The 21,652-nt window shown below is 43.9% G+C and carries 20 protein-coding genes; 16 read left to right on the forward strand and 4 right to left on the reverse strand.

Annotated elements, in window-relative coordinates; genetic code table 11:
- The first annotated feature begins 306 nt into the window (after positions 1-306).
- From ACOIT5_RS19725 to ACOIT5_RS19740, 4 genes are all read left to right on the forward strand, one after another.
- Positions 307-540 (forward strand): hypothetical protein, encoded by a 234-nt coding sequence (locus ACOIT5_RS19725; RefSeq protein ID WP_423127889.1) that lies wholly within the window; start codon positions 307-309, stop codon positions 538-540.
- 231 nt (positions 541-771) lie between these two features.
- Positions 772-1,419: a hypothetical protein gene (locus tag ACOIT5_RS19730; RefSeq protein ID WP_423127890.1), complete on the forward strand. Its 648-nt coding sequence runs from the start codon at positions 772-774 to the stop codon at positions 1,417-1,419.
- 164 nt (positions 1,420-1,583) lie between these two features.
- On the forward strand, positions 1,584-1,676 hold the full coding sequence (locus ACOIT5_RS19735; protein WP_423130632.1) for a hypothetical protein: 93 nt from the start codon (positions 1,584-1,586) through the stop codon (positions 1,674-1,676).
- Positions 1,677-1,977: 301 nt separating this feature from the next.
- Positions 1,978-2,352 carry an HU family DNA-binding protein gene (locus tag ACOIT5_RS19740; protein ID WP_423127891.1) on the forward strand — a complete coding sequence of 125 codons (375 nt, stop codon included), beginning with the start codon at positions 1,978-1,980 and terminating at the stop codon, positions 2,350-2,352.
- Between the two features lie 570 nt (positions 2,353-2,922).
- Here ACOIT5_RS19740 and ACOIT5_RS19745 read toward each other — a convergent pair.
- A complete protein-coding gene (locus tag ACOIT5_RS19745) occupies positions 2,923-3,450 on the reverse strand; it encodes a hypothetical protein (RefSeq protein ID WP_423127548.1) in 528 nt (175 codons plus the stop codon).
- Between the two features lie 115 nt (positions 3,451-3,565).
- Here ACOIT5_RS19745 and ACOIT5_RS19750 point away from each other — a divergent pair, with 115 nt between their 5' ends.
- The 11 genes from ACOIT5_RS19750 to ACOIT5_RS19800 all read left to right on the forward strand — a co-directional run bounded on the left by ACOIT5_RS19750 (position 3,566) and on the right by ACOIT5_RS19800 (position 13,166).
- A complete protein-coding gene (locus tag ACOIT5_RS19750; RefSeq protein ID WP_423127547.1) occupies positions 3,566-3,859 on the forward strand; it encodes a helix-turn-helix domain-containing protein in 294 nt (97 codons plus the stop codon).
- Entirely contained in the window at positions 3,856-5,748 is a 1,893-nt protein-coding gene (locus tag ACOIT5_RS19755; protein ID WP_423127546.1) for a Mu transposase C-terminal domain-containing protein, read from the forward strand. Before ACOIT5_RS19750 ends, ACOIT5_RS19755 begins: the two co-directional genes overlap by 4 nt.
- A 1-nt stretch (position 5,749) precedes the next feature.
- A complete protein-coding gene (locus ACOIT5_RS19760) occupies positions 5,750-6,433 on the forward strand; it encodes an AAA family ATPase (RefSeq protein WP_423127545.1) in 684 nt (227 codons plus the stop codon).
- A 92-nt stretch (positions 6,434-6,525) separates the two neighbouring features.
- Positions 6,526-7,152 (forward strand): DUF6046 domain-containing protein, encoded by a 627-nt coding sequence (locus ACOIT5_RS19765; protein ID WP_423127544.1) that lies wholly within the window; start codon positions 6,526-6,528, stop codon positions 7,150-7,152.
- Positions 7,153-7,163: 11 nt separating this feature from the next.
- Positions 7,164-7,574, forward strand: coding sequence for a hypothetical protein (locus ACOIT5_RS19770; protein WP_423127543.1), 411 nt, complete (start codon positions 7,164-7,166; stop codon positions 7,572-7,574).
- A 15-nt stretch (positions 7,575-7,589) separates the two neighbouring features.
- A complete protein-coding gene (locus ACOIT5_RS19775; RefSeq protein WP_423127542.1) occupies positions 7,590-7,850 on the forward strand; it encodes a hypothetical protein in 261 nt (86 codons plus the stop codon).
- Between the two features lie 9 nt (positions 7,851-7,859).
- The gene (locus tag ACOIT5_RS19780; protein ID WP_423127541.1) at positions 7,860-8,942 is read left to right on the forward strand and encodes a head maturation protease, ClpP-related; all 1,083 of its coding nucleotides are present in this window, start codon (positions 7,860-7,862) and stop codon (positions 8,940-8,942) included.
- Positions 8,943-9,160: 218 nt separating this feature from the next.
- On the forward strand, positions 9,161-10,045 hold the full coding sequence (locus tag ACOIT5_RS19785) for a hypothetical protein (RefSeq protein ID WP_423127540.1): 885 nt from the start codon (positions 9,161-9,163) through the stop codon (positions 10,043-10,045).
- A gap of 660 nt (positions 10,046-10,705) precedes the next feature.
- Entirely contained in the window at positions 10,706-11,203 is a 498-nt protein-coding gene (locus ACOIT5_RS19790) for a DUF4625 domain-containing protein (protein WP_423127892.1), read from the forward strand.
- A gap of 115 nt (positions 11,204-11,318) precedes the next feature.
- A complete protein-coding gene (omp85, locus tag ACOIT5_RS19795) occupies positions 11,319-12,662 on the forward strand; it encodes an Omp85 family outer membrane protein (protein ID WP_423127893.1) in 1,344 nt (447 codons plus the stop codon).
- A 69-nt stretch (positions 12,663-12,731) separates the two neighbouring features.
- Positions 12,732-13,166 (forward strand): pyrimidine dimer DNA glycosylase/endonuclease V, encoded by a 435-nt coding sequence (locus ACOIT5_RS19800; protein ID WP_423127894.1) that lies wholly within the window; start codon positions 12,732-12,734, stop codon positions 13,164-13,166.
- Positions 13,167-13,199: 33 nt separating this feature from the next.
- Here ACOIT5_RS19800 and ACOIT5_RS19805 read toward each other — a convergent pair whose 3' ends face one another.
- From ACOIT5_RS19805 to nhaC, 3 genes are all read right to left on the reverse strand, one after another.
- Positions 13,200-14,405: an aminotransferase class I/II-fold pyridoxal phosphate-dependent enzyme gene (locus ACOIT5_RS19805; protein ID WP_423127895.1), complete on the reverse strand. Its 1,206-nt coding sequence runs from the start codon at positions 14,403-14,405 to the stop codon at positions 13,200-13,202.
- A gap of 228 nt (positions 14,406-14,633) precedes the next feature.
- Positions 14,634-15,905 carry a DUF819 family protein gene (locus tag ACOIT5_RS19810; protein ID WP_423127896.1) on the reverse strand — a complete coding sequence of 424 codons (1,272 nt, stop codon included), beginning with the start codon at positions 15,903-15,905 and terminating at the stop codon, positions 14,634-14,636.
- Positions 15,906-15,974: 69 nt separating this feature from the next.
- Positions 15,975-17,417 (reverse strand): Na+/H+ antiporter NhaC, encoded by a 1,443-nt coding sequence (gene nhaC, locus ACOIT5_RS19815; protein ID WP_423127897.1) that lies wholly within the window; start codon positions 17,415-17,417, stop codon positions 15,975-15,977.
- A gap of 210 nt (positions 17,418-17,627) precedes the next feature.
- On the opposite strand from nhaC, the gene ACOIT5_RS19820 reads away from it, so the two are divergent.
- The gene (locus tag ACOIT5_RS19820) at positions 17,628-21,632 is read left to right on the forward strand and encodes a hypothetical protein (protein ID WP_423127898.1); all 4,005 of its coding nucleotides are present in this window, start codon (positions 17,628-17,630) and stop codon (positions 21,630-21,632) included.
- Positions 21,633-21,652: the final 20 nt, after the last annotated feature.

Consider the following 21,652-nt stretch of genomic DNA (forward strand, 5'->3'; position numbering starts at 1 on the left):
CTGCACGCTATGTTTTAGCAGACTCGGATCCAAAGATTGGAAGCAGATGGTACATAGGTGAGAAATCCTTGTATTGGTCCTCGTGCATTGAGATCGATCTTCACGGGACGCTAATGATCACTCCGATCGGATATTACCATCCGCATTTCACAACACGACGAGTTAGCCACATTTAAAAAGCAGAATGGTTAAAAGCGAGCTGACTTCCCAACGTCGAATATGTGAAAGTTCAAGCGACATTAAAAAAGAAGAAACCGTGGATTCTGAAAAACGAAAGAGTAAGAACAATAGCTTAAATTCAAGATTATGAAAATTACTAAAAAAATCATTTCTCCATTTTTAGGTTTAGTTCTATTACTTTTACTTATAATTCCAATTAAAGCTGAAGCAAAAGCTTTCGGTTCAGATTGTCAGACCACAACAACTGGTGGTGGTGAATCTTGCTATGTCACGAAAACCGTTTGTAACTATTATTTCCTATGGATTAGGTATGATACGGAACTTACCGACTTGCAAATTGATTGCTCACATTTATTATAGTTATTAATTTAATTCTTGACAGGAATAATGATATGCATTATTCCTGTCTTAGAAACTGTTTAAATTTAATTTTATCGTTCCGTTAGGAACAAAATATGGGTAGAAAAACAATGATTAGGTGTTCTTTTGTCCGGCAGTTGCCGGACAAAATGTACTGCTAGGTGACTAACTTTCTACCCATATATCTTCCCTCCGGGAAATTTTTAAACAGTCACTTAAAATTTAGCAAATATGAAAAAATTTACAGTTTTAATATTATGCACGTTGTTAAGTATCGAACTTAATGCACAAGAAGACATATCTTGTTATGATGATACAATTATTAATCTTCAAGAGGTTTCTGTGTATGCAAAACAAGGTTTATCAATCATGAAATCAAATAACACGAAAGGTAATATACATGTCCGAGGAAAAGGAGAAACATCTTTAGTTACGAGAATTGATGTTGATAAAAATACTACCTATAACATTGATGGACTAGAATTCTTTTTTAATTATCAATGGCAGGGTTTTGAAGGAGAAGGATTCTATATAAAACCATTAATATTATCCTCTGAAAATGGAAAGCCAAATTCTGAATGTCTTAACAGTCAAATACTATATTTTGTAAGTAAAGAAATTAACGAAGTAATTCACATTGATTTATCCGACTTTAATATTCAAATAAATGGAACGAATTCTTTTTTTATTGGAATCGAATTTGTTGATGCCGTTGGAAAAAGCAGATTTGAAGATTTTAACGTCACAATGGCCCCATTAAAGAAAGCGTTGAATACATCCTTTATTAAAGGGTCATGTCCAAAATGTAACTATTCACCTTTCGATTTAGACGAGAAAAATGGTTTGTCATTAAAATATAATCTTTATTACAAGGAATAATAAACTGGGAATATGAGCGAGGTATAGTGCCCAGTGATTATTCCCGGTTAGACTACAATCCGGTTTATATCGCAAGATTTTTTTCTATGCACTTGATGGTTTTTATGCTGGACTAAAAATCCAAAAAATTATGGTGAAGGAAATATTAATCCTCATGTTATTCCATTGATTTGAGCGATTTCGAAGCAGGCCGCTATTTCCTGGAACTGACCAATCAGTGGGGCGATTATTTGTACGGGTATTTTCAGATTGAATAGATAAACATAATGAAAAAGGCTTACATACGTGTCGGCGTAAATCGCCATAAGTGCGGAGGTAAATCTCCGTAAGTACCTGCGTAAATTTTCATACGGATGGAAGTAAACCCGTGCACGTGTGGAAGCAATGCTTACAGTGTGTATAAATTTGGTTGCGCACGTGTGCAGGTTTAGCCGCGCACCTGTGCAGATTTTGCTCCGCACGTCTGTAGATTTTCCCGCACACGTGCGCAAAAAACCGGATCATTAACCCGTTCTCCGGGCCGATATCATTAAGCCGGGGAACATAAATCAAATGAATATGAAATACAAACTAATTGAGCGGGCAAACCCGCAAGACCGGGATCAGAAAAAATGGTATGCCAGCCCTGTAAACGAAGGTAAAATCACCAAATCTGACTTAGCCAAAGACATTGTAGGCGCCTCTTCGCTGTCGAGGGGCGATGTTTCGAATGCGATTGAAAACCTCATAGACACCATGCCCAAGTACCTGCTGATGGGCAAAAGCATCAACCTGGGGGAATTCGGCACGCTGCGGATCTCTTTCTCCAGCGAAGGTGTAGAGGCTCCCGAGCAGTTTAATACCAACAAAATTTCCAGGGTGAAAGTGGTTTTTACTCCAAGTGTGGAGTTCAAAGCAACTCTTGAACACATTAAGTTCGAAAAAAGCGAATAAACAGGCGAGGGATAGTCATTCGTATTCTGTTGCTGATACCATAATGGACTGCAAACGCAAATCACAAGTCGACTCAACCTGTTGTGCAACCAGAACAGGTACATACAGTAACACGTGCTGAAACTTTGCCGGAGAAAGACAAAACTTGTTTATTGTAACAATCACGAACAAAAAATAGGAAAGACTACCATGAAGCAAGATAATCTAGTGCTCATAAAATTCCAGTTCTGGTAGCTCCCCTTTCGGGAGTGAAGGTACATTAAATAATGTATATCTCTCTACAAAAAGAGTTTACAGATTTTAGTCTCAATAATAATCACTTTTTAAAATTAAATGAAATGAAAAAATTACTTTCTATAATTTCAGTGTTACTATTTGAGGGGCACAAAGTAAAATGTCAACTTTTGATTTATTATTAGATTGCAGTGAAACCACTGAAAAACAAGGCACTTAGAGGCCTTTTTTTATTGCTGCGAGCGTTCAAAGAAAAATGTCAACTGGTAAAATAGCGGTGACTGAGCGGATAAATTAACGCAAAAGAACCCCAAAAATGGTTTGTTTACTGGTGTTTTAGCGGTTGGAATAACTATCCAATTGTTTGGAGAGAGTTTTAAAGCGGTCAAAAAATATGTTGATGAAAGAATCAATGGCCATTTTGAGCTGGTCGTTGAATTTGTTCTTTTCTTCGTAGCTCATTCCATCAACAACGAAATCATATTTACGAAAGAAAGTATCGTTTAATATTTTGGCTGCACTCGAAGCATATCCGTCCTCGTTTTTAATACCGAACTTTTTATCTAATAGAACATCGATACTCACAATCTTCTGGTATAGTCGGTATGCCTTTCCGCTATTTTGAGTTATTTCAATGGTTAGTTGAGATTCATCCAGGGCAGTGACTCCTTTACTTTCAATATTGTAAAAATAAAGTATATCCTTACCAATAGCTTTGGCAATTCTTTCAAGAACACCTGTTTTAATATCCTCAACTTTAAACATTGCTTGAAGATTCTGAGGCGTTTCTCCCATTAAATCAGCAATCTCTTTCATCGAGAATCGATCATTTTGCAGCTTTTTTTTGACTTCTATTCCTTTCATTTTGCTTTAAATTAAATCAATCCTTAAAATAATTAAGGTTTTATTTGCTTTTAAGAAATTGTTTATTTTATATTTGTACAATAATAATTACGGTAAAGGTATAAAAAAGCATGTTATGAAGGGCGCGGAGGTTAAAAAAATAATTAAGTCACTTGGCGTATCACAAGTATATGTTGCTGAAAGGATGAATATTACTCCATTGGCGTTACATAAAATATTGAAGGCTGAGGATATTAAAACAGGTGTTCTTGAAAGAATTGCTAAGGCAACTGATAAAGACATCTTTTTCTTTTTGGGCAAACCTGATTTAGTACGCATACCGAAGGTGAACGAAAAAGACCCGGAATTGGCTAAGATGGTACAAACAATACACGCTTTGGTAAACTACCTGACTGTATTTGAAAAATGATTCAAAGTGGCGCACATATTCCCTCCAGGTTGCTGGCTTCTCCCACACAACAAAACAGCCAGGCAACCAATGGCATCTCTGACCTGCTTTGCGCAGCCATGGAGGGGCATAACCGCCACTTTGATCTTTTTGGCAGTTCGTATTACCGCAACAACCCCGAAAAAAGGGAGCTTTCGGCCAAACGCTACGCCCTTTTAAAGTGCTGCCATAAGCTTACCAGTTCGGGCAACTATTCAATAAAGGAAGTGTTTGAAGCTTACAACGACTTTAAAGAAGCTTCAATACACAATTACCAATCGTTTACCCGTAAGCTGAAAGAGTTTGAAGCCGAAGGGGCCGCAAGCTGCCAGCACAAACGCATAAACCAGCAATACAAAGACCGCTACAAGCTAAACCCGTATGTTGAGTTTCTGGTTTACAACTATTTGTGCGACCCTGCTTATCACAGCTACAACTCAATTAAGAAATGGGTAAACCTGTCAATTGTCGAGTTCAACCAAAAACACGGATCATTTTTCAATACCATAAGCAAAAGCACTGTTGCCCAGTATTATCTCGACAACAGCAACGAAATTAACTACTTCCGCAAAGGAAAACAGCGTTTCGACAAGGAAACCCGGCCATATTTTCCACGGATTACAGCACTTAACGCCGGTTCGCTTTACCAGATGGACGGTACACCGATACAGATTTTCTGCTGGAACCATGAAAGCAAGTGGAAAACTGAGGGGAAACGAAAAATACGGCTTAACCTGTTTGCTATCCGTGATGCTTATTCGGGCAAAATAACCGGTTTCGACCTGTCGGAAACCGAAGACCGGTTTAACATTATAGAAGCCCTTAAAATGTCGGTCAATACGCACGGACATTTACCGGCGGAACTTGTCCACGACAACTTTAGCGCATCCAGTACCGACGAATTTAAGGCCATTAAAGAGTTTATGGAAAACAAGGGCGTTGTTGTCCGTGCGGCAAAAGTTGGCAACGCCCAGGACAAAGGAGAGGTTGAACGCTTCTTTGGCACGTTCCAAAGCCGTTTTCAGCGATTGATTGACGGCTATATTGGTGAAGGCATCCGAAGCAAACGGGAAAACGGGCGTATTTCTGAGGAGTTTATCACCCGTTTCAATAAAGAAAACGGCCTTTACGGTTACGATGAAATGATGAAAATAATAGCCGAACTAGTAGCTATTTACAACAACTCCGAAATCAACGAAAAATACGGCGACTCGACACCCAACCAATTATACGCACAAAGCGAAAAGCCTTACACAAAACAAGTTGACAATCTCGACTATGTACAAATGTTCTGGCTACCCAAAGAGGTAACAGTACGCAAAAGCATGATTATTAATGAGGTTCGCAAATCGAAACGCTTCTACGAGATTTGGGATAACGACCTGAAACTAAGATTAAACGGTCAAAAAGTAAGAATATTCTACGATTCGGACGATGCAAGCGACATCCATGTATTTACGCTCGACGGTGATTTTGTTTGCACATGCAGCCAACATCCGCAAATACATGAGGCTTTTGTTGACCAACAGGAAGGCGAAAAAGAGCGCATGATGAAACATGTTGCACACCGGGAATCAATCTATAAAGCAGTAGAGACTAAATCAGTAGAACGCTTAAAGCGTGCTGAAACACTTATCGGCTCCGGAATTGAGTTGTTAGCCCCTATTACAATGGAAAAGAGAAAGCTAAACGATGCTGAAAGCCAGGCACTGCTCAAACACTTTTACGACCACAAAGGGATTGACCCCGAAGCACAACCCGACCGGGAACCGGCAAGGGCAACAATACAAGCCAGGGAACTGAGGGAAAAAGCCGAACGGAAGAAACCAAAGGGTGTCCACACAACAGCGGCAACATATAAAACCATATAGCATGAAAAAGAACAATAAACCGCAAATGAGCCAGGACAATGAATACCGGCTTATTATGACCGAAAACTTTAACACCGTGCAAACTTTATGCTCCGATGCTGCAACCAGGCATTTAATGTTCGGGCTGATTGGCTACACCGGAGCCGGAAAAACCACGGCATTAAAGCAGTTTTGGCAAACTACCCCGAATGTTTACTACGTGGAGTGCAAAAACATAATGAACCGCAAACAGTTTTTTGCCACGGTGTTAAAAGAATTGGGGTTGAATGTGGCCGGAACCGTCTTTGATATGGTGAACCGTATTGTTGATGAGTTCAACGCCAAAGAAAACGCCCTGCTCATCATTGATGAAGCCGGGAAGTTGTCTCATACGCTTATGCTCGACCTGCACGACCTAAGAAACGCCACCCAGGATAATTTAGGTATCATACTGGCAGGCTGCGAATACTTCAAAGACAACATGGAGACAGCAGTAAAGCGGGACAAGCAAGGCGTTCCCGAATTTTATAGCCGTATTGTTAGCTGGCAGTTCCTGAGCAAGCCGTCAAAAAGGGAGGTGTCGGCAATTTTTGAGGCGAACGGAGTCGCCCCGGACGACATCCCCGAACAAAGGTTTTCCAATTACCGGGAGGTATTTAACACAATTTCAAACCTGCAATTTTCAGCCGTTTTCAGCGAAGATTGATTTAAACCATACATCTGTCAGTAATTGACTGCGATAATTGATTTACGAAGATTTTAAAGCAGGTTTAAAGCAAATTAAGAAAGGAGCAAATAATGACACAGAAATTTACATACGATTTTGCATCAAGATTCAAAACAGCTTTTGGATTTATTGCAGCCAACGCTGTGAGCCGTTTAGTTAGTAACGGTTTCGGCAAGGTTGAAAAACAAGGCGGAACTTATGGACTTAGTGCGTTCGATATGACCGACGGCACATTTGATAATGTAGTCCTATATCGAAATGGAGGAGCTGAAAAATACATGTTTTCATATAGCTCTATAGATGAGAACAATAAAGAGATATTTGCAACGCCTCCAATGCTGAATTTCAAGAGAGCCAAGAAGCTGGTTGTAACCAATATTGACAACACTGATGTGCACATAGTTGAGCGATATGCAACAGAACCGTGGGAAATTACTTGGCGTGGCCTTTTGATAGATATGGAAAATCACAATTTTCCACTTGATAAGCTGAATGCTCTGAACCAGATATTTGAGGTTAACAATGTTTGGAGTATTGCGAGTGATATAACGGATGCTATTGGTGTACAAGCTGTTTACATAGCTGATATTGAAGTTAGTTTTATTGAAGGCTACCAAGACACTATTGCTTACACAATGACAATGAGAAGCATTCACTCTATAGAGGTACAGATTAATAAAAAATATGTAACCGTTTAAATCAGGCATGTATGGAAAGGGGAAGACTTAAAACAGACGAACAGGCTGAGAAGCTAAGAAAGCAGATAAACCAATTGAAAAAGCGGGTTTCGGTGCTCAAAGGGTGCAACAGCAACATAAAGGCAACAAACAGAAACCTCAATATGCAACTGAGGGCAGAAAAGCGGATTAATGAATCATTGAAAGGCATTCTATATACTGTTTCGCCTCAGATTGGGTATTATGAGTTGTCTATGCTAATGAAATGGGTTGAAGAAGTGGTAACCCAGAATGAAGAATTACAGAATGACAATAACTCTTTGAAGCACAAACAATTTTTTGAAGAATGCGAAACAATAGGACTGAATGCTATAAACTATGAATTTTTCAAACCAGACGGCGAAGTCGCTAAAACAGTTGCCTGGACTTATTCCCATAACTAATAACGAATTAACAACATGGAACAAATTGCAATTAAAAACAGCGAAGTCATAATAGGCCGGGCGTTTGTCTGTGACATAGAATTAGTAAGCGGTAAAAAAAGCCGTATTGTTTGTGTATTCGATAGCGACGAAATCAGCTTTGAGGAAATGAACCTTGGGCTAAATGGAGTCCTAAAAAAGTCACGAGGTGTAAAAAAGAGCTTGAATACACTTTGCTCATATATCAATGGACAACTTGTGCCAAAGATACAGTATGAAGAAGTTGAGTTTAAATAACAATTAACAATGAAAAGCAACGAAGAAATAAAGCTTTACGGCCTCATTGGCGAATGGAAAAACAATGGTGAATCTTTTTCTGACATGCTTGATAAACTTGAAAAGTCTGATTGTAAAAACCTTACAATCAGACTTCACAGTTATGGCGGGTCTGTGTTTGAGGGTGTGGTCATGTTTAATGCCCTACGGCGTAGTAAAATGAACATCAAAATTGTTGTTGACGGAGTTGCAGCAAGCATGGCAAGTATGCTATTAATGGCTGTTGATGAGGTCGAAATCGCCGAAAATGGATTTATAATGGTTCACACGCCAAGCGGCATAACCCATGGCAACGCCAAAACCCACAAACAGGCAATGAAGTTATTGTCTGATGTAGAGGACAACTTTTCAAAACAGTATTCCCAACGAACCGGCCTGTCTGTTGATGAAGTTAAAGCAAACTGGTTCGACGGTAACGACCATTGGCTAAACGCAGACGAAGCTATCAAATACAATTTTGCCAAGCGCAAAGTTTCTGCTTTGGCTAAAAACATTACCAACCTTGATAAAGAGATGGTTTCAAGTATGGAGCCTCAAAATGTATATAGCAGATTTGTAGCATTATTAAACAATCAAAACGACAAAGAAATGAAGAATGAGTTAATTGAGATGTTCAGTATTGAGGGTGTTACAGCGGAAAGTTCTGATACCGCTATCCTTAATAAACTCAAAGAAAAGTTTGATGCTCTTGAACAGCAAGTTAGTAGCAGCAAACAAAAGGAAGAGGCTGATAAAAGCAATAAAATAAAATCGATGCTAGACAATGCCCAAAAAGAGGGCAAAATAAACAAAGACATCAGAGCCTCACTTGAAACAGTAGGCAGAACCAGCGGCCTGGATGTTTTGGCGAATGTTATTTCAGGCATGTCAAAACGGACACCGATTGCAGACCTGGTCAAAACAGAAACAAGGCAGGCAACAGAGGAACCAGCACCGGCAAAAGACAGGGCTAAGTGGACTCTTGAAGATTATCGCATGTATGCCCCGAATGAATTGAGAAACAATCCAAAGCTCTATGATGAACTTGTAAAAAGTGAATATGGACAGGATTGAAGCAATGAAAACGGGGCGTAGGATTGCCTATCTGAAAAGATGTATAAAGGCCCAGGAACTACTCCAAAAGCACGAAACGGCCACCAGCATACGCAAAAGAGTATTCGAGGAATTTGTAAAACCGGAGCTACGTTGCAGCTATACAGCTTTTAACAACATGCTTAACGTTGTGAATCCTCAGAAAGAAATAGAATTATTAACAATAAAAGATTAAGAAAATGTCAGGTTTAAGAAAAGAAGTTTGGATTAAACAGATTTTAAAGAACTACTATACAGATAGTTCTTTTTTGAAGTACACAAAAGATTTTTCACCATTGGTGGAAAATGATGCTATCAATTTGGCAGAAGCAGGAGTTGACCCAACGGTGTTGATTAATAACTCAACGTATCCTATTAATATATACCAACGGGTAGATAATCCTATCAGGATTGAGCTGGATTTGTTTGAAACTGAGAATACTCTGGTTAGATACCCGGAAGCGATTGAATACAGCTATGACCAGTTAGAGAGTGTTATAATGGGGCATCGCAACACCTTGCGTTCAGCTACTGCGCAAAAGGCTGCTCATGCTTTCGCTCCGGCAGGGGATACCACCGAAACACCGGTAATTAAAACTACCGGAGAGGCTTCTTCTGATGGAATAAGAAAACGGATGAAAATCGTTGATATTCTGACCATGAAAGAACGATTTGACGCTTTTGATGTTCCCCTGGAAGATCGGTTTCTGGTGTTGCACCCTTTCCATTTGACAGATTTGATCCTGGAAGATACGAAGGTGTTTAAGGATATTACCGACATCGTAAACGGTATGCCTAAACGTTTTGCCGGCTTTAATATCTTGCAGTTCTCCAAACCAGCCACCTATGATTTTATCACCATGCAAAAGAAGTCATTTGGGGCTGTTCCTGGAGCTAATGATACATTCTGCTCTTTTGCCTACTATAAAGAAGAGGTAATGAAAGCGGATGGAGCTTTGAAAATGTATCGGAGAGATAACGACCCGGAAGAGCGCGGAACTATCGTAGGTTTCGACAAGCGTTTTATTGCTCTACCCATCAGAAACAAGGCTGTCGGAGCTATTGTAAGTGCATTGGTGCAATAAATACAAAAAAACGTTTGAAAGTGGCGCACCCGGTAGATAACGCGCTCGGAACCGGGTTGCCGGAGCATTAACCTAAGGTTCCTCTACTCTCTCAAACGTTTCAGAACAAAGATAAGACTTTTTAAAGAATCCTTCAATACGTTTGTTTTGAGGGATTTTTTTAACTCGAAAAGTTGACATTTTATTTTGAACGATTTATTTTTGGTTTTTGTCTCTGTAACTAATTAAATATCAATAGAATGCTGTTGATTTATGGCGTTGTTAAAAGTTGACATTTTATTTTATCGATTACAGACGGAACGTTCGGCAACTCACCTTCATGTTAAGCCTGGTATTTCTGTTTAATGAAGTATCGATGGGACTGCATTTTATGTTTTTTCATCATCATGCCCCTCACCCGGCACATGAAAAAATAAGCATTAGCCCGACAGAACCGGAAGCGATCTGTCCTTATCAAAATACCATGCAAGTTCCGGGTGAACCATTGAGCATCACCTGTTTTCAACTATTACTACACGTGATATTTTCAACATACAGGACTATGTATCAAGAAATTATCATCTGTAAATTTTTGCGGGGATACCAGTTAAGAGCGCCTCCTGGTTTAGCCGTCTTTCAATCTTTCACTTAAACAAATTAAAAACATTAAAAACATATTTTATGAGACAGATGAAAAACACCTGCTTGTTTATGACTGTATTCTTTATTTCAGTGTTTATTTTCAGTTCATGCAGCGACGACGACCTGGACTCCACTCCTCCGTCAATCCTGGTCAGCGCGCCGGTGGATGACGAAATCGTCTATATTGGCGGAGATATCCACTTTGAATGTGAATTTTCAGACGATATTGAGTTGCATTCATACAAAATTGAAATCCACAATAACTTCGATGAGCATAATCACAACAAAAGCGCATCGATTGAGGAAGACGAAGAAAAACCATTCTCTTACACGAAAACCTGGACTTTTGAACAGGGACAGAAGAACTCGCATGTGCATCACCATGAGATCTCCATTCCTGAAACGATTGATGGTCTGCCGGTAGCACACGGAGCTTACCACTTCGGTATTTACTGCACCGATGCAGCCGGAAACGAAAGCCATGTATTCATCGACATCATCATTGAGGAAGGCGAAGACGGGCACGAACACGAATAAACTTGATTGGTTCATTAAAAAGAGAGGCAGCCCGCAGGTTGTCTCTCTTTGTTTAACAACAGATCAAAATTCATCATCAAAAAACGATATCTTCGTTCCGGCTAAACGCTGAACAATGAAAATTAAATTGCTTCTTCTGCTTTTGTCTGTTTTTACCCTGTCTGTAATGGCACAAACCGAAAAACCGGACCCGGTAACCAAACAGGGCTGGAACTTTGGCGCTCTTCCGGCGGTCACATTCGACACCGATTTAGGCTTCCAGTACGGGGGTTTTATCAACCTGTTTAATTACGGCGATGGCAGCCGTTACCCCAGTTATAACCATAGCCTCTACCTGGAGGTTTCGCGTTATACCAAAGGCAGCGGCATCTACCGGTTTAGTTTTGATTCGGACCGGTTGATCAAAGGCTTGCAAACTTCTGTCGATATCAGCTATCTCACCGATCAACTGTACGATTTTTACGGCTTTAACGGCTACGAAGCCGTGTATAACAAAAACTGGATTGACGAGGATGCGGCAGCTTATGTCAGTCGTGCATTCTACAAATACGACCGGAAAATGTTCCGTTGGAAGATCGACCTGCAAGGGAAACTTCACGGCCGGAACATCAGGTGGATTGCGGGTCTGAACCTGTTGAATTTTAAAATCGGCGCAGTGGATGTTGAAAAACTGAATAAAGGGAAGGATGAAGAAGATAAACTCCCCGAAGTTGACGGTTTATACGATAAATACCTCGAATGGGGTCTGATTACGGAACAAGAAGCAAACGGAGGTTTTGTTCCGACTTTTAAAGCCGGACTGGTTTACGATACCCGCGATTTTAAACCCAATCCGATGAAAGGGATCTGGACCGAAGCGGTTGTTGTATTTTCGCCGGAAATCCTGGGTGCCGAAAGCTCCTTTTCCAAGTTAAGCCTAACCCACCGCCAATATTTTACGCTAATCCCGGACGACTTGTCATTTGCCTGCCGCCTTGCCTACCAAACAAGTCTGGGAGGAAACGTTCCGTTTTATTACCAGCCTCAAATCGAAACATCCATCATGAGAGGTTCCACATCCGAGGGTTTGGGCGGGTCCAAAACGCTCAGGGGAATCCTGAGGAACCGGATCGTGGGCGATGGCGTATTTTACGGGAATACCGAACTTCGCTGGAAATTTTACCGTTTTCAGTTTCTCAACAACAACTTCTACCTGGGAATGAACGGTTTTGCCGATTTCGGGAAGGTCACCAACCGGATCGGGTTAAATCCTGACCCTGCCGTTTTCGCCGAGTTCAGCCTGAACAACAATCCGGCTGATTATTTCGACAAAAACGCGGAAAAACTTCATGTTTCGTACGGTACGGGCTTACGGGTAGTGATGAACGAGAACTTCATCATTGCCTTCGACTATGGAATGGCTGCTGACAAACGCGACGGAAGTTCCGGTTTTTACATGGGTCTCAATTACTTATTTTAAACCCGGAAGTTCTGAAGTTTGTTTCACAGAATATCAGGCAAATGTAATCGTCAAAAATCAACGTAAACCATGAGAATCTGGTCAGTTCATCCGGTATATTTGGATCAAAAAGGCTTGGTGGCGCTTTGGCGGGAAGCGCTTTTGGCCAAACAGGTGCTCGAAGGAAAAACAAAAGGCTATCAACATCACCCGCAATTGAAACGGTTCAAAGCAGCCGTCAATCCGCTTGACTGCATCAACCAATACCTGGCCGTGGTTTGGGACGAAGCGACAAAACGTGGCTACCGCTTCGACGAACAGAAAATAAACCGCAATTATAAATCCGAAAAGCTAAGCGTGACCACGGGTCAGCTAAACTACGAAACCTGGCATTTACTCCAAAAACTGCAAATACGCGACATCGCAAAACATAACGAACTGATCGGCCATAAAGAATTTTTGACACATCCGCTGTTTGAGTTGGTGGATGGTGAAATTGAAGACTGGGAAAAGATCAGCGAATAATTACAAACAGGATCTGCCGGCGGTTTGCAATAACTAACTGATTATCCCCTCCTCCATACAACATGTTTTTATTCGTTCAAACGTGGCTTCAATATCCTGATCCAGGCCAACCGAAAAACGCACTAATCCTTCAGACAAACCGATCTCCTGTTGCACCTCTTTTGGCACTTCCGACGAGGTGCTGTGGCCGGAGCAACTAAACAGCGTTTTAAAATAGCCCAGACTGACGGCCAGGTAGCCTACATCCCGCTCCTGCATTTTTTGCATCAGCCGGTTGGCTTTCGCTAAAGTTCCCAAATCAATCGCCAACATACCACCAAAGCCAAAATCCGGATTCATCAACTCTTTGTGCAAGTGGTGTTGTTTGTGAGTTTCCAAACCCGGATAAATAACCGGAATACCATATTCTTGGAGGTTTTCAGCCACATACAGCGCATTTTTACTGTGCTGCTTCATGCGGATATGCAGGGTATGCAAGTTTTTCAGGATCGAAGAAGAACGCAGAGGATCGAGAACCGGACCAAGCAACATGGCTGTCCCGTCGTTCACATTCGACAATTCGTGTATAAACTGATTGGTTCCGCAAATGGCGCCGGCCACGCAGTCGTTTTTCCCGTTAATAAATTTAGTCATGCTGTATACCACCACGTCAGCCCCCATCTTGGCCGGCGCCATAATCATCGGAGTGAAGGTATTATCAACCACCAGTTTAACACCATGTTTCCGTGCCAGTTGAGCCAGCGTCGGAATATCGGAGACCTGCAGAAGCGGATTGGTTACACTCTCGGTATAAATCACTTTGGTATTGGGCTGTATCGCAGCCTCAACGCTTTCCAAATCGATGACATTGACGAAGGTAACTTCGATTTTAAACTTCTTTAGGTAGTTTTTCAAAAAAGCAAAAGTGCCGCCGTAAGTGGTCACGCTGGTCACGATATGATCGCCCGTACTGCACAATTGCAGCAAGGCACAGGTAATGGCTGCCATACCCGAGGCCGTCACCCAGGCCGATTCGGTACCTTCCATAGCAGCCATTGCATCGGCCAGGTACTTATTGCTCGGGTTCCAGTGGCGCGAATACAGAAAACAACCTTCCATATGCCCAAGAAAAGTTTCCTCCATATCTTCGCCGTGCAGAAAAGTATAGGTTGACGAATCGGTAATCGACGGGTTGACACCGCCAAATTCACCAAACTGGTGTAAGAACTGGATTTGCGAAGCAGGATCAAATTTTTGCATGACTTTTGGTTTAAAATCGCGTTCAAGGTAGGCGGTTCCCGAACAAAAAATGATGATTTTAACCCAGCAACCGGATTCGCCCGTTATGTTGTTCAGCTACGAACGTTTAGCGCTGAAAACCGGCTTATTCATGCAAAATTGGCCATTGAACCAGTAATTCAGTGACCAGTGATCAGTAATCAGTGATCTGGAACTTGAAACCTGGAACTTGGAGCCTGGAGCTTTGCCTCAAAACCCCTTCAGCAAAAAGGCCAGCGCCACGCCGAGGTAATTGCCAAATGCGTATCCCAGAATACCGACCGTGAGACCGGAGATGATCACATCCTTATTTTTCAAGGCCCCGGCCACAACCGGCACAAAAGGCGGAGAGTAGGTTAAAGCAGCAATGGTAATAATGGTAGTGTCTGAATCGACCTTAAAAATCCACGATAAAAACACATGGACGAACATGGACCCGAATACCGCCAACGTCACATATAGGAACAGGTGAAGAAATTCGATGCTGAACATGTTGATCAAATCGCCCATACTGGCAACAATGAGCGAAAACACAATGATAAAGTACATGCCGAACTGAAAGGTTTTTTGCATCCGGTTAATCGATTTAATCATACTTAATGCCAGACTTAGCGTGGTAATCGAAAGGATAACCACCGTCATTTGCGCCGACTTCGGGAACAGTAAGCTCAGGGCAGCGCCTGTCCCGGCCACCAATGCCGACAGTCCCATCGCCTTCAGCAGGCGGGGCAGCATGTTTCGGCTCAGCATACCACGGTAATTATCAATATCTTCACTCTCCAGCATGAGTTGCTGAATTTCCAGTTCCCGGTGCGAATCGTAAAAGCGGGGCAAAAACAGGTTAAAAAGCCGCTGGGCCGATGTCAGCAAAAAAATCAGAAAGAAGGCCCCCATAACCATATCATAGGTGTTTGTCAGGATAAACTGGTTCGGTTCAACGTTCAGCGCGGTACTGATGGCTGCCAGGTTGGGCGCTCCTCCGGTGTAAATTCCGATTAACATGCCAGCCACCTTCCAGCCATCCGCAATCAGTTTCCCAAAAACAAAATAGCCGCAAACAACCACAATCAACAGCGAAGCAAGACCAAGCGCCAGCGAGAATAAAGCTCCTTTAGCCAGTTTCAGCCAACGCTTCAAGTCGAGCGAAAATAACAACAGCGGAATGGCCAGCGGGATAACAACCGACAGCAATACCTGTTGAATGCTGTAAATCTGATGCGCTATCAAATCCGTCTCGGCAATCCGTCCCTGTTCAAAATAACTGATGACTTCCCGGGCCGACAAATTTTGTTTCTCAACCAGAATTTCCCGGAACGCGGAAGACGCCCGGGTAAGAATACCGATATTCCCAAAAACCAGACCTGACAGATAGGCCATAACAACAGCGCCGATCTTGTGGACCGTTTTTGACCGATGCGTCAAATAGATCAGAAAAACCGGAAAAATGAAGTAAAACAGGATCAGTAAAATTGAAATCAGCATATCCACCTAAATTGACAATCCTCAAAAATAGCAAAAATGAAACAGATTTAATCAAACTGAAATAGTTGATCAAACAGTGGTTTCCTTTGGCTTAATCCGCCTGATTTTTATATTCAGGTAAGCAAACAGAATCGACATCAACGGACTGATCAGGTTAAAGAAACTATACGGCAGGTAATCGAAGGTTGCCACGCCAAGCACCCGCGATTGCGTCGCCCCGCAGGTATTCCAGGGAATGAGCACCGAGGTCATCGTCCCCGAATCTTCGAGTGTACGGCTTAATACTTCCGGCTTCAGGCCTTTGTCTTCGTAACTTTTCCTGAACATGCGGCCCGGCACTACGATCGAAATATACTGGTCGGATGCCGTGGTGTTGAAAAAGATACAGGTAACCACCGTAGAGGCAACCAGCGAACCGGTCGACCTGGCCCATTTCACAATCGGCCGCGTCAACCGGGCCAACAGGCCGCCCGACTCCATGATGCCGCCAAAGACCATTGCCGAAAGGATCAGCCAGATGGTGTCGAGCATGCCGCGCATGCCGGTGGTCGACAACAACTCATTCACATTTTCATCGGGTGTAATAATCGACACATCGCCGTACATCGCCTGCATAAAACCAATATACGATGCCTTGGCATAGTTGGGCAGGTCTCCGGCCACTTCGCGGATGATTTGCGGTTGAAAGATCACGGCAAAAACACCTCCCAGCAAGGTCCCGATCATCAGCGAAGGAATCGGCGGAACCTTCAACATGATAATGACAAAGAGGATGAGCGGTACCAGAAACAACACGGGCGACGTATTGAAGGCGCCGCTAATGGCCAATTTTGTGTCAACCACATCAATCACCGCCTGACTAAAGTCGTAATTAAAACCGATCACCGCAAACAGAATCAGGGTCAGAACCATACTGGGCGCCGTGGTCAGAAGCATGTAGCGGATATGCGTAAACAGGTCGGTTCCGGCCATCGCGGGCGCCAGGTTGGTAGTATCGCTCAGGGGAGAAATCTTATCGCCAAAATAGGCGCCGGAGATAATCGCCCCCGCCACGATCGGCTCACTGATCCCGATGGCTTTCCCAATGCCGATCAGGGCCACACCGATGGTAGCCACGGTCGACCAGGAACTGCCCGTTGCCACCGAAACCACCGAACTGACCACCACCGCCGCCATTAAAAACAGGTTGGGGTGAATGATGTCCATACCGTAATAAATCATGGCTGGAATAACGCCGCTGATCAGCCAGGTACCCGCTAACGAACCAATTAACAACAAAATCAACATCGATGGCATGGCCGAACCAATGGTGTTGACCACATTTTTGATTGTTTTCTCCCATTTCTGCCCGCTTCGGCGAACGATAACGCCGGCAATGGTGGCCGCCAGCAACAAAGCCAGCTGATTCGATCCGGCCAGGGTATCGTCAAAAAATACCACGTTTAACGACAGCAAAAGCACCAAAGCCAGAATCGGCAGCAAAGCTTCAATAAAATATGGGTCACGCTTCATCAAAAAATACCGGTTTTGTATATCAACATAAATAAAGCAATTAAATGCGATTTACCCGCATCGCTATGCCCTAAAACTTATTTTTAAGCTCTAAAAAATAATATGGTCTTCTGTCAGTTTATATTTATATCGTTTCAATAATCGGGTTTTTGAGCTGATAATGATTAATTTTATCCTTTAATCCGGTAAAATGTGTTAAACTGTATGTTCTTGAAAAAAGCGCTTCTGGTATTCATCTTTATAGCATTTGTTTTTCAGCTTTCCGCGCAGCAGGAAGATGAAATATTTTTTGTTGTGAACGGTCGTTTAACCACCGACAGCGGCAAACTCGACGGTGCAACCATCGCCGTTTCAAAAAACGGGGAACGCGGGGAAACGGTTACCCCCCCCAGATCCGGACGCTTCGATTTCAACCTGGAATTCAATAACGAATACCAACTCACTTTTAACCTGGCCGGTTGTTTTCAGAAAATCATCATCATCTCAACCTATGTTCCCGACGAAATATTACGAAAAAACAACAAGTTCCCTCCCCTGCCCTTCGTTTTAAACCTGTTTAAAGAAGTGGAAGATCTGGACAGATCGTTCACGATAAAACCGGTAGCCCGCGTGTTTTATAATGCCCGGATTGATAATTTTGATTCGGAAATTTACTTTTCCGACAATCAGCTCCGCGAAATGATTAAGGAAGCACAGGCGCAAAATGCAGCACTGGCCGCCGAAATGAAAAACATCAGCAAAGCCGACCAGTTGGAACATGCCGCCCGCGAAAAAGAATATGACAAAGCGGTGGCAGAAGCCGACGCCTTTTATGCAAAAAAGCAATTCGAAGCTGCCCTCGAAAAATTTCAGTTGGCTAACTCCCTCTTTTTCGACCGGCCCTACCCGAAAGACCGGATTGCAGAGATTCAGGATCTGATGGCAGCTATGCTGCTGGCCGACGAAGTGACCAAAAGTTACCAGGAGGCCATCCGCGAAGGCGATACCCAATTCGGGGCAAGCCGTTACGACCTGGCCGCGACCGCTTATCAACGGGCGCTCGACATCAAACCGAAAGATAAATATGCCACGGATCGGCTGGCCGAATCAAACCGGATGCTCGGCCAACAAGAAATTGACGAGCGGTATAATCAACTGATCGCCCGGGCCGACGATGCCTTTATTTCGCACATCTTCGACCAGGCCGCCGACCTTTACACCGAAGCGATCGGGCTAAAACCCCGGGATTCGCAATACGCCCGCGATCAGCTCAAACGGATTGAAGAAGAAAGGGCCAGGCTGGCCCAGTTGGCGTCCATCGAAAAACAATACCTGGATGCAATGGCCAAAGGAAATTCGGCTTTTCAGGAAAAATCGTTCAACGATGCCCTGCTGGCTTTCAACCAGGCTTTAACGATAAAGCCCAACGATGAGCCGGCCCAAAACCGGATTCGCGAAACCGAAGAAATGCTCCGCCGGCTGGCCAACGAGCAAAACTATGCCGGCCTCATCGCGCAGGCCGATCAGCTGTTTAATCAAAACCAGTTAAGCGGATCAAAAGAGTTATACACGCAGGCGCTGGCCATTCTGCCCGACCAGCAATACCCGAAAGACCGGATTGCAGAAATCGACCGCCTGCTGTTATTGGACCAGCAGTTTGAAAGTTTGCTGTCCAATGCCGACAGCGAATTCGACAAACAAAACTACCTTCCGTCGAAATCGCTTTATCAACAGGTTTTGCAACTGAAACCCGAACAGGAGCATGCGAAAAACAGGATCACACAAATCGACCTGATCCTGCAACAGCAGGCGCATGACGAACAATATGCCTCCCTGATTACCGAAGCCGACCGCCTGTTCAAGGAAAGCAGTTGGGAGCCGGCCCGGTCAGGATACCAGTCGGCCATTGCCATTAAACCGGACGAACAATACCCCCTGAGCCAGATTGCCGCGATTAACGAAATCCTGGCAAACAGGGCCCGCATCGACCAGGCCTACCTCGAAGCCATTGAAGCTGCTGATCAGCTGGCCGGCCGGGAAGTCTATTCCGAAGCAATCGGTAAGTACCGTGAAGCCTTGAGCTACAAACCTGCCGAAATTTACCCGCAAGAACAGATCCGGCGTTTAAACGGAATTCTGGCCCAACTCGAAACAGCCAAACAACTGGAGGCCTCTTACCTGGCATTGATCGGAAAAGCCGATTCTTTATTCCGTTTAAACGCCTATCAGCCTTCAAAAAATGAATTTATGGCTGCTTCAGCTTTAAAACCTGCAGAACAATACCCGAAAGACCGGATCAGCGAAATTGACGGCATCCTGGCCGATCTGCTCCGTCAGCAGCAGGAACTCGTGCAAATGCAAAAAGCGTACGAAGAAGCCATTGTCAAAGCCGATGTTTTGTTTAAGGCGGAACAACTAAACGAAGCCAAACCGGCCTACCAGTCGGCCCTGGCGTATAAACCCGGCGATGCTTACGCCCTGCAGCAAATCAGCCTGATTGACGAAAAGCTGGCCCGCGAAGAAGCAGACCGCCTTAAACGGGAAAGCGACTACCAGGCAAAAATCGCCCTGGCCGATCAGGCCTTTTACGGCGAAAAGTATCCAGAAGCCAAAACAGGATACCTGGAAGCGCTTGCACTGAAACCGCAGGAACAATACCCGGCACAGCAAATTGAAAAGATTGACGGAATTCTGCTCTCCCTGCAACAACAGGCCGAACTCGACAAACAATATACGCAATACATCGCCGATGCCGAACAGGCCTTCAAACAGGAACAATATACCGAATCCATCGGGCTGTTTAGAAATGCCCTGGCCCTCAAACCACAGGAGAGCCTTCCTCCCCGGCGGATAGCCGAGATTGAGCAGATCATCGCCCAACGCGAAGAAGCGGCCCGTATAGCCGCAGCAGCCGCTCAACGTCTGGCCGAAGAAGAAGCCAAACGCGCCAAATACCAGGAAATCATTGTCCGGGCCGATAACGAATTTAAAAACGAATTGTACGAACCTGCCCGCACGTTCTACACCGAAGCCTTAGGCCTCTTCCCCGATGAGCAATATCCGAAGGTAAAACTCGAAGCCATTGCCAACCTGCTGAAACAACAGGAACTGGCCGAACTGGCGCGTAAACAAAAAGCGCAGGCCGACTCGCTGGCCAGGGTGAAGCTGGAAGCGTTCAACCAGAAAATAGCGGAGGCCGAAACCCGTTTCGAACGGCAGGAGCTGAACGAAGCCATTGGTTCGTATCAGGAAGCCATCCTGATCCTGCCCGAAAGAACAGCCGAGGTGAACGAAAAAATTAAACAGGTGCGCGATCTGATCAGTTTCTTCGCGCAGCAGGAAAGCAATTACAAAAATGCCATCAGCCGGGGCGACCGTCAGTTTGAAAACCAGGAATGGACCAATGCCCTGACCTCGTACCAGCAAGCCCTGAAAATTAAACCGGAAGAAGCTTATCCGGCCGGACAAATTGAGCACATCAACCGGATGTTGCAGGAACAACAGGAAGCCGCCGCGCGGAGGTTGGCCTCATCGGGTACCGATGACCAATACCGGGAAGCCATTAAAAATGCCGATGAACATTACGGGTTGAAAGACTACACCGTCGCCCAGTTCTATTATTACAAGGCGTCGGCCCTTCAGCCTCAGAATCAGTATCCGAAAGACCGGATTGCCGAAATCGGGAAACTGATCGACCAGGGACTGGAAGCCGGGCAGCTAAAAGCATACCTGGATGCCATTACCCGGGCCGACGCCGAATATGAACGTAAAAACTACAATGTAGCCCGATTCTATTACCACAATGCACTGGGTATTAAGTCGTGGGAACAACATCCGAAAGACCGGATTGCCGAAATCAACAAACTGACCAACAGTTTGCTTTCGGTCAGGGAAGAACAGGAATATCAAAACCTGGTTTCGAGCGGCGATGAAGCCTTCTTCGGTAAAAACCTGGCAGTCGCGCGTTCTTATTACCAACGTGCCGCATCCATCAAAAAAGACGAGCAATACCCGGCCATCAAAATCGCCGAAATCCAGAAAATGATGGAACAGGAAAGCCTGGAACAGGCCAATCGCGAATACGCGCAAAACATCGAAGAAGCCGATAAGGCCTTTACCAGCGCGAACTACAGCGTGGCTCGTTTTTATTACAATAAGGCCCTGAGTTTAAAACCCAACGAAAATTATCCGAAAGAACAACTGGAAAAAATCAGAAAAACCTTATCGGGGAATTAGGTAGCAGACCTGATTTCTCA

The organism is Gaoshiqia hydrogeniformans (assembly GCF_049347105.1).
Lineage (GTDB): Bacteria > Bacteroidota > Bacteroidia > Bacteroidales > Prolixibacteraceae > Gaoshiqia > Gaoshiqia hydrogeniformans.

Coding starts and splice junctions, on each gene's coding strand:
- ACOIT5_RS19725 (WP_423127889.1), top strand. CDS start 307: ATGAAAATTACTAAAAAAATCATTTCTCCATTTTTAGGTTTAGTTCTA.
- ACOIT5_RS19730 (WP_423127890.1), top strand. CDS start 772: ATGAAAAAATTTACAGTTTTAATATTATGCACGTTGTTAAGTATCGAA.
- ACOIT5_RS19740 (WP_423127891.1), top strand. CDS start 1,978: ATGAAATACAAACTAATTGAGCGGGCAAACCCGCAAGACCGGGATCAG.
- ACOIT5_RS19745 (WP_423127548.1), bottom strand. CDS start 3,450: ATGAAAGGAATAGAAGTCAAAAAAAAGCTGCAAAATGATCGATTCTCG.
- ACOIT5_RS19750 (WP_423127547.1), top strand. CDS start 3,566: ATGAAGGGCGCGGAGGTTAAAAAAATAATTAAGTCACTTGGCGTATCA.
- ACOIT5_RS19755 (WP_423127546.1), top strand. CDS start 3,856: ATGATTCAAAGTGGCGCACATATTCCCTCCAGGTTGCTGGCTTCTCCC.
- ACOIT5_RS19760 (WP_423127545.1), top strand. CDS start 5,750: ATGAAAAAGAACAATAAACCGCAAATGAGCCAGGACAATGAATACCGG.
- ACOIT5_RS19765 (WP_423127544.1), top strand. CDS start 6,526: ATGACACAGAAATTTACATACGATTTTGCATCAAGATTCAAAACAGCT.
- ACOIT5_RS19770 (WP_423127543.1), top strand. CDS start 7,164: ATGGAAAGGGGAAGACTTAAAACAGACGAACAGGCTGAGAAGCTAAGA.
- ACOIT5_RS19775 (WP_423127542.1), top strand. CDS start 7,590: ATGGAACAAATTGCAATTAAAAACAGCGAAGTCATAATAGGCCGGGCG.
- ACOIT5_RS19780 (WP_423127541.1), top strand. CDS start 7,860: ATGAAAAGCAACGAAGAAATAAAGCTTTACGGCCTCATTGGCGAATGG.
- ACOIT5_RS19785 (WP_423127540.1), top strand. CDS start 9,161: ATGTCAGGTTTAAGAAAAGAAGTTTGGATTAAACAGATTTTAAAGAAC.
- ACOIT5_RS19790 (WP_423127892.1), top strand. CDS start 10,706: ATGAGACAGATGAAAAACACCTGCTTGTTTATGACTGTATTCTTTATT.
- omp85 (WP_423127893.1), top strand. CDS start 11,319: ATGAAAATTAAATTGCTTCTTCTGCTTTTGTCTGTTTTTACCCTGTCT.
- ACOIT5_RS19800 (WP_423127894.1), top strand. CDS start 12,732: ATGAGAATCTGGTCAGTTCATCCGGTATATTTGGATCAAAAAGGCTTG.
- ACOIT5_RS19805 (WP_423127895.1), bottom strand. CDS start 14,405: ATGCAAAAATTTGATCCTGCTTCGCAAATCCAGTTCTTACACCAGTTT.
- ACOIT5_RS19810 (WP_423127896.1), bottom strand. CDS start 15,905: ATGCTGATTTCAATTTTACTGATCCTGTTTTACTTCATTTTTCCGGTT.
- nhaC (WP_423127897.1), bottom strand. CDS start 17,417: ATGAAGCGTGACCCATATTTTATTGAAGCTTTGCTGCCGATTCTGGCT.